This is a genomic window from Streptomyces sp. MUM 203J (genome assembly GCF_022414595.1).
In the GTDB taxonomy this organism is placed as follows: Bacteria; Actinomycetota; Actinomycetes; order Streptomycetales; family Streptomycetaceae; genus Streptomyces.
The window spans coordinates 48,930-62,147 of record NZ_JADWYO010000018.1; the positions used below are offsets into that span (position 1 = coordinate 48,930).

Consider the following 13,218-nt stretch of genomic DNA (forward strand, 5'->3'; position numbering starts at 1 on the left):
GTCGATATCAACGTCGGTATCTCACTCCTGTGAGTGATCGCACCGGTCCGCCGTCGGCCAGGGTACGAACGTCCCGTCCGCACGCTCTACCAGAAGCCGTTTGCCATGTGTCAGCACACCGCGCGGCCGCAGCCCCGTCAGGCTCGCGGTGGTGTACGCGGCACTCAGGCCGCCGAGGTCATGGACGAGACCGATCTTGAACAGCGAACGTGTCTCGGCGATGGCCTCGTGGTCCCCCGCGCGCATGACCACGCGCAGTTCAGGCGCGACTGCCAGGGCCGTCACCGCCACAGCGACGTTGTCCAGATCGACCGATGCCACAGCCGCCATCGCCTGAGCCTTGTGCAGGCCGAGTCTGCGCAGCACGAACCTGTCCGTCGCATCGGCGACGACGACCGGCAGACCCATCGCTTTCGCCAGACGGAGGTTCGGGGCCGTCGGGTCCCGCTCTACCGCGACCACGGCGATGCCCAGGGCCTGCAACCGGGTACACAGCCGCAGTCCCACCTGCCCCAGTCCGACCACGACCACGTGGCCTGCTCGGGGCAGGGTCCGTGTGCCCACGATGCCGACTGAGCGCGGGGCGAGCAGGCGATCGACCACACCTGCTGTGAAGACGGCGGTGAACACGATGGTGATGAGCATCGCGAGGCCGTTGAAGACCAGATACGAGTGCGAGCCGTGGGCGAGTGCGGGGCCGACGGCGGCTACGGTTCGCGCTGCTTCGAAGAACGCCTCGACGGGTGGCCGGTGGTGGCGGGTCACCAGCCAGGCCCAGTCCGACAGCAGTACGGCGAGCAGACCCGCCAGACCCATGAGCATGATCCTCGAACTGCCGTCGTGTGGTCGAAGCTGCCCCCGGACCCTCCCCAGCCAGGCACGGTACCTCAGGGAGCGCGGTGGCCGGTACGGCTGGAGGCTCACGCTCTTCCCGTCCCAGCGAGCACCGGCGTGCCCACTGGGTGTACGGGTGAGTGCGAGCAGATCGGGCTCAAGGCAGGCTGCCAGGAGGACCGGAGCGGCGACATCGGCCGGCGAGGTGACCTGACAGTTGGGAACCACGCGTACGAGTTGTTCGGCGACGGTCCGGTCGAAGATCGTCACCACGAGTGTGACGTTGGGGCGGATGTGCGCTACTGCGAGCGCGTAGCGCAGGGACGCGACGTCGTCGTCGAGCAGGATCGCGACACCTGCCACCCGCCGGTCCAGTGCCTGGCGGAGATCCTCGTCCGTGGGCTGGGCGAAGTGGCGCACGCGGTGTCCTGCCGACTGCAGGGAGCCGCAGACCCTGCGCGCCACGTCACTGCCGATCACGACGAAGTACCGCTCCGGTGTTCCGTTCCCGGAGAGCGGAACACCGACCGCGTCGGGTGTGCACCGCTCGGCGGAGGCGGAAGTGCGGGGGTGCTCAGAGGCCGGATGTGCAGTCATCAGAACGGTAGGGATCGCAGACGAGGCAACGGAGAGTTCGACAGCCGGTGCAGCGGGTCATCGGCTGCCCACAATGACACTCGGGGACATCCGGACCAGGGCGCGAGCCGCCGTAGGCGCTGCCCGGGACGTCGCCGAGGGCCGATCCATCATCGCTGTCGGCGTCATCGTGGGCTGCCAGGACGAGGCGGGCCCGGTCTGTGGTTTCCGGTTTCTCCACGGAGCACACGGGCCCGCCGTCACGGTGACCTGTGATCGGCCGGGGGCCGAGGCTGTCGGCGCGCGGACCGGCCCTGCCTGCAATGCTCATGTCCCAACTCTCAATCGACGTGTGTGCGCCCGGCTCGGATCGTGCCGGCGGGGATCAGAACCGCAGCACGCATTCACCCGGGCAGGAACAGCCGGGGGGAGGCGGACTGGGAACCACGGGTCTGCCGGACCGCAGGCGGTCCACCCGGAAGGGCAGAAGGGGCTGCGGCCTCTCGCCCTGTCGTCATGACGGCCGCCCGGCCCACCGGACCACGTGCGGCAGGATGCCGGGGGCAGCTGTGAGCCAGGGCGGGACCTGCCGCTGCGGCGGCGAGCGCCGAGGGTCGCTCGGTGCAGGCAACTGCGTGTGCCCACAAGGTAGGAGCGAGCTGTGCTCGGCGCCATGGACATACGCCACACGGTCAGGCCACCTCGTCAGACAGATGCTCAAGGGCGGTGGAGGCCGGGCCTCACACCGAAGCCGGCCTCGCGCCGGCCGCCCAGGGCACGGCTGTGTCCCGCCGAGGGGTGCGGAGTCCCTTCTTCCCTGCCGGCAAGGCCACCCGCCGTGCCGCGAGTCGGCACTCGACGGCGGCCGGTGACGGTCACTGTGACATCAACCCGGCGGAACGCCGACCGGAGCCCGTCGGCGCCGCGCTCCCCTGACCGCCGTCCGCTGCCGTCCTGTACAGGACTGGAAGGGCGTGGATGCGGGCGGCGGTGATGTCGGGCGTGGACCCTGGCTCGGCGTCCGAGACCCACAGGGGGGTGCCGTCCGGGGCGGACAGGAACTGGAAGTTGCCGCCGAATGCCTTGTGCTTCTGGGAGAACCACAGGTCGTTGCCGTGGTCGCGGACGCGGGCCAGGCGGTCGGACTCGATCAGAGTGCCGTCGAGGATGACGTGTGTCACGCCTTCGCGCCGACAGCGGTTCAGGACCTCGTGCAGGCCGGGCGCCTGGTCGGCGAGGACGTCGATGCCCTCGTGGAGGTAGCGGTAGCCGGTGGCCTGGGAAACGCCGGCGTCGCGCGCCAGGCAGTGCACGCACCCGCGGTCGCGGAACCAGCGGAGCACCAGCACCGCCTGACGGAACGGCCCCAGAGCCCGCGAGCCCTTCGGGGTGCCGATCCGGCGTCGGTGGGCGGCCAGCAGGCGGGCGAGGTACTCCACCAGGTGGCGCGGGACGTCGAGCGTGGCAACATGGGTGACCAACGTGAAGCCTCTGGTCCAGCGGACGATCTTGTGAGAGAGACCTGCCCTACCAGGAACTTCATGTCTTTCCGCAACCCAGGGGCCGCAGCCGCTCGCCAGCGACGCCCACCGATCGCCCTGGCCCCACAGAGATCGTCTCGCTGGGAAAACCTCACTGGCTCAGCTCTCTTGCCGGTCATTGACTGCGAAGGACGATCAGCCCACGTCCCGTTCTGGCCGCTTCGTCCAGCCAGCGCTGGTGCATTTCTATGATGAAGAGAAAATGCTCGATGTCACGGATGTCGTACTTGCGAATAGGTGACGGCATGTCCGCGTCATGGGCGGCTTGTTCGATCTCGGCCCATGGCACCGCCCTCATGCGTTCGAGCACCGTCCGCACCGTTGCCGGACGCATCGAGTAGTATATTTCGTCGCAGGGGAGTTCGATTCCGACATCGTCGGCAAGATCCTCGGGCAGTTCGGGACAGTCCTGTCCGAAGTCCATGAGGACGCAGCCGAGAAAAGCGTCGGCTTTGTTACGCGGCAGAGTTGGCAACTGGTCACGCAGGATCTCGTAGTAGAAGCTGGCTTCGATGAAATCGAAACCGCGGTAGTTTCGCTCGGTTGCGAATGGCAGATCGTCACCGTTTGGGTTCTCAGGTGCGTTCCAGTAGAAATTGATGCCGCGAGACTCCCGGCAGGCCGCGACGGCGGGCGCCCATTCAGTGATCAGGCAGATGACATCGAAGGCCATCAGCTCCTCCTTGCGGTTGGTCGGGGTCAAGAGGCCAGGACCTCGGGGTGTTTGACGAGGTGAACGTTCTTGAAGCGGGCGCCGTTGCGGGCGAGGGCGACCAGATGGGGGGCGGTGAACGCGCGCCAGCGGGCCCGGGCGGACTCGACGAGCTGAAGACCATCGCCAGGGCCGCGGCCGGGCTGCCGGCCCCGCGGGTGACCTTGGTCCTCAGCTTCACGGTACTGTAAGTGGACTCGAGGATTTGTCGTGCGCAGGTGCACCCAGCGCTCGGCGGGGAAGTCGTAGAACGCGAGGAGCTCGTCGGCCTCATCGGTGACCTTCTTGGCCACTTTCGGCCACTTCGCTCCGTAGGTGCGCTCGAAACCCTTGATCGCCTTCTCTGCGTGGTCGCGCGCCTTCTCTGCGTGGTCGCGGTCCTCTGCGTTGTAGATCTCCTGCAGGGCCTTCTTCGCGCCGGGCCGAGCCGACTTCGGTAGCGCGTTCACGACATTGCGGACCTTGTGAACCCAGCACCTCTGGTGCCTGGCCTGCCGCTCCATCGCGGGCACGAAATCCCCGCAGGACAGTCCGTGGAGGCAGGGTAAAGGAAGTACCTCGCTGATCTTCGGGGACTTGCGGCACCACGGCGCGGGGATCTTCGAGGAGAACCGCTTGCGCTCACCGGTGTCCACATCGACGCGCTTGTCGTTCACGCGGGGCGCCTTCACCGCGACCGTCCCGGCGGCAGTGGTCACCGTCCGCTCGCGGTGATGGCCGTCGCGCACCACCAGACGGCGGCCAGCCTCATCCCGTTCACCAGCCAACTCGGCAATGTACTGGTTGACTTCGGCCTCCAGGGCCGCAGCGAGCATCCGCCGGGCACCCTCGCGGACGATCTCGTCCATCAGGGATCCGGTCTCGGTGGTGCCGTCGTTGTTGACCGCGCTGAGCACGGGCATGCCTTCCCAACCCGCGGTGCAACGCGGGCCTACTCGGTGACCATCAATCGATCACTCGGGAAGTTACGCCCCTCGTGCGTTCTCCCGCGAGCCGATCCACAAGTCCTGGGCGTTGCTCTCCCGGGCGCCAGGACCACGGACGGCGGGCAGCCCGTGACCGTGACCACGCCTCCCTCGGGCACTCCAGGGTGATCTGATCCCAGTCCCGCAGCCCCCTGGCGCGGTCCCCCACACGGTGTGCGGCACCGGGCGTGGTGAGGATCAGAGGAACAGGGGGAACGCTGGCGAGGAGGGCGGTCGGGCCGCCGCGCATGCGGACGGGGAAGTGGGCGCCGGTGTCGGCGACGCAGCCCGGCGCGGTCGTCATGGTGACGAACTGACTGGTTCAGCTGCGCTGCCGCGGCGCTGGTGGAGAAGGCGAAGACGTTCTCCTTGCGGCGCGGCGGATGGTCGGCGGGCAGGCCGGTGATGTAGGCGGGATGGTCGAGGGAACCGTCGCGTGCGTCTTGGACGTGGGCGGGGGCGTGCTGGCCCAGGACGGCTCGGGGCCAGGGGCGGTCGGCGCAGGAGAATCACATCGCAGTCGGCCGCGGCAGCGCACCCGTCCGGTTCGGCCACGGTCAGCTCGTACGGCGCCGCCCGGAAGTTCGTGGCGGTGGCCGCGCGGCGGGCACCCCGGGCGGCGAGGTGGGCCTTGGCCCGGTGCAGGCGTACGTCACAGAGGGTGGCGTAGAGGAGCCGGTCGAGGTTGAACTCCTCAACAGTGTCGAAGTCGAAACAGGCTCAGGCGCTGGATACCGGTGCGGACCAGGGCTTCGACGACGAGCGTGCCGACCGATCCGCATCCGACCGCACCCGGGTGCAGCCGGGCCAGGTCGTCCTCGGTTGCACCGCTGCGCTGCGCCTCCACCGCGGCGTCGCCCGGTGGCTCGGCCGCGGCCCCTGCCCGTCAGCGGCGCCTCCTCCACCAGATCTCCGCCGGACGCACCCGACTCCACCGACCCCGGTGATTCCTCAGAGCCGGACGATGACGAGGGCGGTGTCGTCCATGGCGCCTCCGGTCGGGAGCAGCTCGTACAGAAGGATGTCGGCAAGGCGTTCGGGGTCGGCCGCACGATGGCGGCTGAGAGCGTCGGCGAGGCGGGAGAGACCGGTGTCGATGTCCTCACGGCGGCGCTCGATCAGGCCGTCGGTGTAGAGGACGAGGGTGTCGCCCTCGGTGAACGCGGCGGTGGCCTGGGGGCGGGCGCCGTGCTCGGGGCGGGCACCGAGCGGCGGATCGGTGGCCTGGTCGAGGAACTCGACGCTGCCGTCGATACGGAGCAGGGCCGGTGGGGGGTGGCCGGCGCTGCTGTAGGTGAGGGTGTTGGTGTCCCAGTCGACGTAGGTCTCCACCGCGGTGGTGTTCTCGGCGCCCTCGATGGAACGGGCGTACAGACCGAGGACTTCCAGGGCCTGCGCGGGGCCGGCGGCGACACGGGAGGCGGCCGAGAGAGCGCTGCGGAGCAGGCCCATGACACCGGCAGCTTGCAGGCCGTGGCCGACGACGTCGCCGACGGCGATCCCGATGCGGTCACCGGGCAGGTCGACGAGGTCGTACCAGTCGCCGCACACGTTCAGGGAGCCGACCGCGGGCCGGTAGCGCACAGCGGCCCGGTGGTGCCCCACGGGCCCGGGGGCGGGGAGCATGGCCTCCTGCAGGGCGAGAGCGACCTCGCGTTCCCGGGCATGGGCCTCACGCAGCCGTTCGTTGACTTCCTGCAGCTCCCGGGCCCGGGTGTACAGCTCGGCCTCCAGGACACGAGCCCGGCTGCCCTCCGGCCCGCCCCGGGCCCTGATCAGCTCGGTGACTTCCTCGACCCTGTGCACCAGCAGCTCCACCCGGCCGTCCGTGCCGATGATGGGAGCATTGACCGGGCTCCAGTACCGCTCCTCCCACTCACCGGGGCGCTCCGGCGACTCCACGTCATAGCGCTGCAGCGCCATCGTGTCCCGCTCACCGGTGGTCAGCACCCTCCTGAGTGATGCCTTCAGATTCCGCGCGCCGGTCGCGGCGGGATCTCCGGGATTGTCCGGGAACACGTCGAACAGGTACCGGCCCACCAGCTGCTGCCGAGTACGGCCGGATTGGCGCATGAACTCCTCGTTCACGTCCGCGTACACCAGCTCGGGCGTCAGCAGGGCCACCATGCCGGGCAGCTCCCGGAACACCGCCTCGTAGTTGATTCCCGACTCCGCCATGACTGCCTGCCCAGTGCTCGGTGCCGTCCTTGACCTCCACGATAAGAGCTGGACGGATCAGGCGCGGGCCGCCGCCATCCCTGCGGTGAGCCGTCGGCCTGGGCCGCGGGGAAACGGCCGGCACAGCGCGGGAAATGATCTTCAGGCAGAGGTGCACCGTCCCTGAGGGGCGAGTCTCGTCAGTGCTCCGTGCCTCTGGCCCACCGGTCGGTGACCTCAGGATCGTCGGTCACGGCGTGCGGAACCTGCTCGGCCTCGTGGCGGACGATCGCGCTCAACGGGTGGACCTGCGCGGCCTGCCGGGTGAACCCTACGGCCTGCCCGGCGGGCGCGGCGATCATCCGGTGCCGCTCGTGCAGCAGGGCCCGCCCTGCAACGAGCGGCGCCGTGCGGCGAACGGGTGTTCGCCTGCTGCACGGCGCTGCTGTACGGGGTCGGCTGCCGGTGGCCCACCGCTCCATCGCGCCCGGCTCCTTCTTCACCGGGAGGAACGTGCTGCCGGCGTGGTGCCCCCTCCTGCGCCGCCCTGCCGGGCCACGCAGGCGCCCTTGCGTAAGGCAAGGGGCATCAGAGATCACCGTTTGCCGATATCCTTGCACGTGATCGTACGTGGGGAGAGGTCTGCACCTTGTTGTGTGGCTGTGGCGGAGACATCGCCGGGCACTTCGCCTTCTGCCCGCACTGCGGGATTGAGCTTCGCTGTTCTGACGAAGCGCGCCATGGCGTTTCCCCATCGGCTGGGTCACTGTGCCGAACGCTCCGTTCCTGCGCGACGAGGACCTTCGAGCGTCTGGCTGACGACCATTTCCGTGGGCCGGTGCCGGACGAAGAGGCGTATACCAAGTTCAACCTGCAGGACATCTACCGCTTGCACAGCGACCGCGTGGTGATCCGCGAGTTCCAGCGAAGCGAAGAAGCCCTCAATGGAGCCGACTGGGAATGGTGGTTCCATTCGGGCGGCCACGGCTTCGGGATGCGGGTCCAGGCCAAGCGCGCGAAGCGCGGCGGAGGCTACGAGCTTGAGCACGTCGTCCGTCGGACCGGTGCCCGCCAAAGTGAGCTGCTGGTCCAGGACGCGCAGGCCGTCGGCTGCTTTCCCGCCTATGTCCTGTACAACCACCGCAACTGGGTGGCGGCATCTCCACTCGGACAGGTGACTGCTTGCCGTCACGGGCCCGGCGAGCAGAGGCAGTTGGGCTGCACGCTCGTCTCGGCGTTGACCGTCCACGCCGTCCTGCGTAGCCGTCCCGTGAAAGCAGCCTACGTCCGGGACCGCAGCGTTCCGTGGCATCGCCTTCTCTGTGACGGTCCCCGCGGCGAGCAGACCGGGCTTCACATGGCCCATACGGCGGCCAAACACCTTCATCAACGAGGGCTGCACGACCTACGCGCCGCCATCCGTGCCGAGGTCCGCTGGTCGAAGAACCGGGACCGCTATGGGGCTGCCGCCCGATACGGACCCTGGGACGAGTCTGAGGAAGCAGGTGAAGGCGGCACGATGGCGACACCCGACGTACCGGACCCGGACTACCAGCGCGCTGAGGACGAGGTGCTGGGCATGCCGATCTACCGAGGCATCGGCGAAACTCTGGAGCAGCCGCTCTCTCCTTTGCCAGACAGAGTGCGGGCCATGATCGAAGGCGCCGTCACCGAGCCGCCTGACGAACGTGCGGCCGGGGCCATACTCGTCGACCTCACGGCCTCAGATTAGGTTTCTGCAGGGAGTGGGTCCCGGTCGGTTCGGCGGTGGGAGTACCGTCCGGTTCAATGCCGTGCGGCCACAGCCGTGCCCACAGGGGTTCCATGCGGTGATGGAGGTGGGCGGCATCTCCCCGGTCGAGCGCTTCGCGAGCGGTTCGCGCCCCTCCGTCGATGTCGTGAGCTTCGTACTGGAAACGGGCGATGCCGGCGAAGGCTTCGGGATGCCCACAGGCAGCGGCGGCGTCCCAGACATCTCGGGCCTCTTCTCGGTCACCGGCTGCTTCGCGGCGTACTGCGAGGCCGACCAGTGTCCCGGTGAGCCCGTACTCGGCGGCGGCTCGCGCGTAGTGTTCTGCCTGGTCGAGCAGGGCCCGCTCTTCTCGCAGCATCGCAAGACGACTCAGGCATGCGGGGGCGCCATCGGCTGCGGCGTGGTGAGCCAGACCGGACGCCTCAGCGGTCAGCCCGGCCTCCTCATGTCGCAGCGCCATCACCGCGAGTGCGTCCGCCGGCAACATTCGGCAGCCTGCAGAGCCAGGACCGCGGCTTCCCCGTGGTCGGAGTGTGCGATGGCGGTGAAGGCGAGTTCGGCCAGTGCGCGGCAGGTGAGGTGCTCCGTTGGCCGATCGGAGTCCTCGAAGAGCCAGCCGTCTCCGGAGGACTGCGTGTCCAAGGCGACGACGGGCTCGGTCCAGGGAGGCTGACGGGCACGCCCGGTCAGAAGACCTGCGTAGCACAGCCGCCGTCGGGCTGAGGCTGCAGACGCCAGTGCGTCGGCATCGGTGCGTCGTGGCTGGTGCTGCAGGGCAGCCTCGGCGGCCGCCCGTCGGCCTTCGACAAGCAGGTCCACCAACACCGCAACATCGTTGAAGGGCGCTTCAACCGCCTCAGGCAGTGGCGAGGCACCGCCACCCGCTACGACAGGACCACCCGGTCCGACACGGCAGCCGTCACCCTCGCGTCGCCCCTGATGTGGGCCTGGGCACATTGACGACCACTCCTGGCAGCCGACGGACCCGGTTCGCGACATCGTTGGACGCTACGACCGTGGTGTGGGGCGGGTTCATCGTCGCTGACGTCGTCGCGACGGCACATAGGACGACGTGCGGGCCTCCTCGGCAGCGTGAGGCGACCGCCACGGCCCGCCTCAGCATCAGGGTGGCTGCGAGGGAGAGCCGCTCGTCACCGCGTCGGACCGCTGTGGACCAGCACGCGGAAAGCGGATCTTCCACAAAACCGTTGTCGGGGCGGGCGTCCCAGGTCTCCCTCCTGTCGGACATCGGACCGACAGGTTCAGACAACAACGGAGCAAACGTGATGCACACACGCAACGAACCGTCACCCCGCACGGATGCGGCGGGTGGGGAGCGCCGGCGCGGGCACCGCCGGGAGAAGCGCTGGCACCGGCTTACAGGGCAAGGAACACGAACGGGTGTGGTCCTGTCAGGCGCCGCGCTGGTCGCGGGAATAGCGGCAGGCGCTGTCACCCTGACCGGCCCGGACCCGGACCCGGACACGGTCGGCACGGCCACCGCGACTCCCCCTGCCGCAGCCGCCGGCTCCGCTGTTCCCAGCGCCCTGGCCGGAACATCGTCCCCGTCCGCCAGCCCGTCCGTGTCCCCGTCGTCGTCCCCGTCCGCCAGCCCCTCCGTCTCCCCGTCGGCCCGGCCGTCATCTCCCTCCGCGGCCACGTCGACATCCCCGGACACCGTGTCCTCCCCGGCACGCAGCCGCGCCACCGCGACGCGTTCCCCTCGCCCCGCGACTCCGACCACGACGAAGGCCCCGTCGCCGAAAGACGGCCCGGTCGGCCCCGACCCCACTCTTCCCGGCCCCCGTACGACATCGCAGAGCACGAGCGAGGCGGAAGCGATGTCGCTCAGGCTCCTCAACGCCGAGCGGGCAACAGTCGGCCTGCCCCCGCTGACCCTGCGGACAGACCTGAGCGACTTCGCCCGCAAGTGGGCCCAGCACATGCGCACCTCCGGGTTCGGCCACTCCAGCGACTCGGACACGGCGTACCTCGTGACCGGTGGCCGCACCTGGATCGGCGAGAACATCGTCTGGTGGAGCGATGAGTCGATGACCGCCCAGGAGGCGGCGGAGAAGTTCCAGGCCATGTGGCGTCACAGCCCAGGCCACTACAAGGGCCAGACCAGTACGTCGTTCACTGAGGTCGGCGTGGGGATCTACCACGACGACTCCGGCTGGTGGGGAGTGCACAACTTCTCCGACGCCCGCTGACACGACGCGGCCGGCAGCCCGGCTTCGGAATCGTGTACGGCCTGGACGGTGCCGTGCCCGTCCAGGCCGTGACGGACCCGGCCCTTCCCACGAAGCCAGGAGTGCCGGCGCCCGCCCCGGAGAGGCCCCGCGAAGAGCGGCGGTCGCGTCGCCCCCTGACGAGGAACGCCAGCACTCCGAGAACCGCCACCGATCAAGGCGGCCGTCTTCAGCAGCACAGCAGTGCGCCGGCTGACCAGCGGCCCGACGGCCCGGCTCGGCACACGTGAACACTGCGGGCTCGGACGGAGGGATGATGCGGGCCGCCGTCGTCGACGGCGGCCGCCGGGTCGGCGGCCACCTGGCCAACCACCACTGGGACCGGCTCATCGTGGTCCTCGTCCGGTCACTCCGGTCCGGCCCCGTAGCGGCCGACGACACGCGCTGCACAGTCTCCTCACGTCCGGAGCCGCATGCGGCACGGACACCGACCGAGGGGACGGCGGCTGCCCCCGCTGGGCCGTCATCGACCGCTGACAGCCTCTTCCCGGCGCGTCGGGCAGTACGGATACGAGAATTCTCGGTAGAGTTGCAGGATTCTCGTCGGACCTGGGGTACTGCAGCCCAAGGCCCCCGTCCACAACTCACAGCGGGATCCGGGCCTCAGGTACCCGCTGGGGTGCGGGGTGAGGGCGGCCCGTTGCGGGCCAGGGCGGCAGGGGTGCGTCTGTGCGGGCTCTCGTGGACGGCACGCGCATCCCGCCGTCGGCGTGGGAAGGAGGCCAGATAGCAGCCGACGCTGAAGGTGAGGATGGCGAGGCTGATACCCAGGAACGCGAGTCCCGCGGGACTCAGCTCGGACAGGGTGCGCATCACGCCCATGTCGGCGTCCCGGAGGTGTAGGAGCGCCAGAGGGAAGTCCCCATCCAGTAGGTGCGGATGAGCTGGAACACCAGCTCGGGCAGGAGCAAGGCACAGACGAGCATCGCCTTCCAGCCGAGCGGCGCCACTCTGAGCGCGGAGAACAGCGACCAGACCAGCAGGATGGCCAGCCAGAGCGGATCGCCCGCCGGACTGCCCTGCTGGAGCGACTGACCCGCCCACACCGCGATCCAGCCCAGGCTGTAGGCGAAGCCCAGCAGACCGAGAACGTACTGCACGATGGACAGCCGGGTGTGCCGTGTCCATCCGCGCTGCCGCATGATGTCGAGGGTGCCGCGGACCCAGCGCTCCCGCTGGCGGACCAGGTCCCGCAGCCGGGGCATCAGGTCCGTGTACGCCACGCAGTACTGGTTGGCGGTCACCCGCCACCCGGACTCCTTCAGGGCCAGCGTGGTCTCGTAGTCCTCCACCAGATTGCCGCTGTGCTGCCAGAACACCTCGCCGCGCGCGTCGACGAGCTGCTGGAGCGCCGCCGTGCGGTAGAACGAGCCCGCCCCGGCCATGGTGTGCACGCCGCTGCGGGCGCGTGTGTGGGCGTACCGCCCGTACTCGATGATCTGCATCCCGGCCAGATAGCGCTGCCAGGTCGACCTCCACAGTCCCCCTCTGCCGTAGCAGGTCGCGCTGACGCCGCCGAGCCCGGGATCGGCGTCCATGACCAGTCGGGCCCGGGCGAGGAACTCGGGGTGGAGGCTGGTGTCGGCGTCCATCACCAGGACGAAGCGGGCGGCCTGCTCCAGGGAACCGGCCTGTTCGGCGAGCCGCGTCAGACCGTGGTTGAGCGCCCCGGCCTTCTTGTGGGGGTTGTGTGGAAGGGACAGTACCCGCGTCGGGGGGACGCCGGGGCGGGTGGCGAACTCCTGGGCCACCCTTTGTGTGCCGTCGGTCGAGTTGTTGACGACGACCAGGACCAGGTCGGGGCGGTGGGTCTGTGCGGCGAGGGACTCCAGCGAGCCGAGGATCTCGGCCTCCTCGTCGCGGGCGGGAATCACGACGACGGTGTCGTGGAGAGCTTCGCGATGCGCGTTCGGCAACGTTCCCGGAGCTGTGGAACCGGAGTCGGGCCGGGAGGGTCTGGACGCGATGGCCGCTCTGGAAGTCCCAGAAGCGGCCAAGATGGGGACGGGCATGTTTTCGGGACCGAATCGAGCAATCCCTGTCTCAACCATGTGAGTTCTCCAGTCGAGCGTGGATCGAAGTGTCCAGCACACGACGCTGTGTACCTGGTTCGCTGGGCGGCCTCCATGATCACACACGATCAAGTAAGGTCTAGACCAATCTGGGTGTACGGCCCGGTAACCACTGAAGAACTTTGCCCTCGCCAAGTCTCCACGCCGCTGACGGACTTGAGTTCCGTCCGCAGCCGTCGGGGGCTGTCGCGAGGGCGTCGAGCGCGGAGACGGGGCTGCTGTCCAGCGCTTCGAGGCGCCTCAGCCTCGGCACGGCAGCACAAGCCGCCCGAGCAGCCCTGGTCTCACCGCTGGGCTTTCGCAGCGGTGACTCCTGCCTGTTGCGGGACATGCCGTCGGTGACAGAGGCCAACTCC

The 13,218-nt window shown here is 69.2% G+C and carries 11 protein-coding genes and 1 pseudogene; 3 read left to right on the forward strand and 9 right to left on the reverse strand.

The features are described 5' to 3' along the window. Positions 1-21: 21 nt before the first annotated feature. From I3F58_RS12410 to I3F58_RS12435, 6 genes and pseudogenes are all read right to left on the reverse strand, one after another. Positions 22-1,431 carry an NAD-binding protein gene (locus I3F58_RS12410; protein ID WP_240108401.1) on the reverse strand — a complete coding sequence of 470 codons (1,410 nt, stop codon included), beginning with the start codon at positions 1,429-1,431 and terminating at the stop codon, positions 22-24. A gap of 854 nt (positions 1,432-2,285) precedes the next feature. Further along, the gene (locus tag I3F58_RS12415) at positions 2,286-2,891 is read right to left on the reverse strand and encodes a transposase family protein (protein ID WP_240108402.1); all 606 of its coding nucleotides are present in this window, start codon (positions 2,889-2,891) and stop codon (positions 2,286-2,288) included. A gap of 175 nt (positions 2,892-3,066) precedes the next feature. Beyond that, positions 3,067-3,624: a hypothetical protein gene (locus I3F58_RS12420; RefSeq protein ID WP_240108403.1), complete on the reverse strand. Its 558-nt coding sequence runs from the start codon at positions 3,622-3,624 to the stop codon at positions 3,067-3,069. A 26-nt stretch (positions 3,625-3,650) separates the two neighbouring features. Next, a pseudogene (locus I3F58_RS12425) lies at positions 3,651-4,559 on the reverse strand (transposase). A gap of 1,020 nt (positions 4,560-5,579) precedes the next feature. After that, a complete protein-coding gene (locus tag I3F58_RS12430; RefSeq protein ID WP_240108404.1) occupies positions 5,580-6,806 on the reverse strand; it encodes a PP2C family protein-serine/threonine phosphatase in 1,227 nt (408 codons plus the stop codon). A 179-nt stretch (positions 6,807-6,985) separates the two neighbouring features. After that, entirely contained in the window at positions 6,986-7,288 is a 303-nt protein-coding gene (locus tag I3F58_RS12435) for a hypothetical protein (RefSeq protein ID WP_240108405.1), read from the reverse strand. A 335-nt stretch (positions 7,289-7,623) separates the two neighbouring features. On the opposite strand from I3F58_RS12435, the gene I3F58_RS12440 reads away from it, so the two are divergent. Continuing rightward, on the forward strand, positions 7,624-8,517 hold the full coding sequence (locus I3F58_RS12440) for a DUF6615 family protein (RefSeq protein WP_240108406.1): 894 nt from the start codon (positions 7,624-7,626) through the stop codon (positions 8,515-8,517). Here the strand turns inward: I3F58_RS12440 and I3F58_RS12445 are convergent. Continuing rightward, positions 8,501-9,025 carry a hypothetical protein gene (locus tag I3F58_RS12445; RefSeq protein ID WP_240108407.1) on the reverse strand — a complete coding sequence of 175 codons (525 nt, stop codon included), beginning with the start codon at positions 9,023-9,025 and terminating at the stop codon, positions 8,501-8,503. The two genes, I3F58_RS12440 and I3F58_RS12445, sit on opposite strands and share 17 nt — an antisense overlap. Positions 9,026-9,303: 278 nt before the next feature. Between I3F58_RS12445 and I3F58_RS29795 the strand changes: the two genes are divergently transcribed. Together I3F58_RS29795 and I3F58_RS12455 are read left to right on the forward strand one after the other, a co-directional pair. Then, positions 9,304-9,498: a hypothetical protein gene (locus I3F58_RS29795; protein WP_374207957.1), complete on the forward strand. Its 195-nt coding sequence runs from the start codon at positions 9,304-9,306 to the stop codon at positions 9,496-9,498. Between the two features lie 881 nt (positions 9,499-10,379). After that, positions 10,380-10,751 (forward strand): CAP domain-containing protein, encoded by a 372-nt coding sequence (locus I3F58_RS12455; protein ID WP_240108408.1) that lies wholly within the window; start codon positions 10,380-10,382, stop codon positions 10,749-10,751. Between the two features lie 642 nt (positions 10,752-11,393). On the opposite strand, the gene I3F58_RS12460 is transcribed toward I3F58_RS12455, so the two are convergent. Next, positions 11,394-11,612, reverse strand: a complete 219-nt coding sequence (locus I3F58_RS12460; RefSeq protein ID WP_240108409.1) for a hypothetical protein — start codon at positions 11,610-11,612, stop codon at positions 11,394-11,396. Next, on the reverse strand, positions 11,603-12,706 hold the full coding sequence (locus I3F58_RS12465) for a glycosyltransferase family 2 protein (RefSeq protein ID WP_240108410.1): 1,104 nt from the start codon (positions 12,704-12,706) through the stop codon (positions 11,603-11,605). The genes I3F58_RS12460 and I3F58_RS12465 overlap by 10 nt, the downstream gene beginning before the upstream one ends. Positions 12,707-13,218 lie beyond the last annotated feature (512 nt).

Coding starts and splice junctions, on each gene's coding strand:
- I3F58_RS12410 (WP_240108401.1), bottom strand. CDS start 1,431: ATGACTGCACATCCGGCCTCTGAGCACCCCCGCACTTCCGCCTCCGCC.
- I3F58_RS12420 (WP_240108403.1), bottom strand. CDS start 3,624: ATGGCCTTCGATGTCATCTGCCTGATCACTGAATGGGCGCCCGCCGTC.
- I3F58_RS12430 (WP_240108404.1), bottom strand. CDS start 6,806: ATGGCGGAGTCGGGAATCAACTACGAGGCGGTGTTCCGGGAGCTGCCC.
- I3F58_RS12445 (WP_240108407.1), bottom strand. CDS start 9,025: ATGTTGCCGGCGGACGCACTCGCGGTGATGGCGCTGCGACATGAGGAG.
- I3F58_RS12455 (WP_240108408.1), top strand. CDS start 10,380: ATGTCGCTCAGGCTCCTCAACGCCGAGCGGGCAACAGTCGGCCTGCCC.
- I3F58_RS12460 (WP_240108409.1), bottom strand. CDS start 11,612: ATGGGCGTGATGCGCACCCTGTCCGAGCTGAGTCCCGCGGGACTCGCG.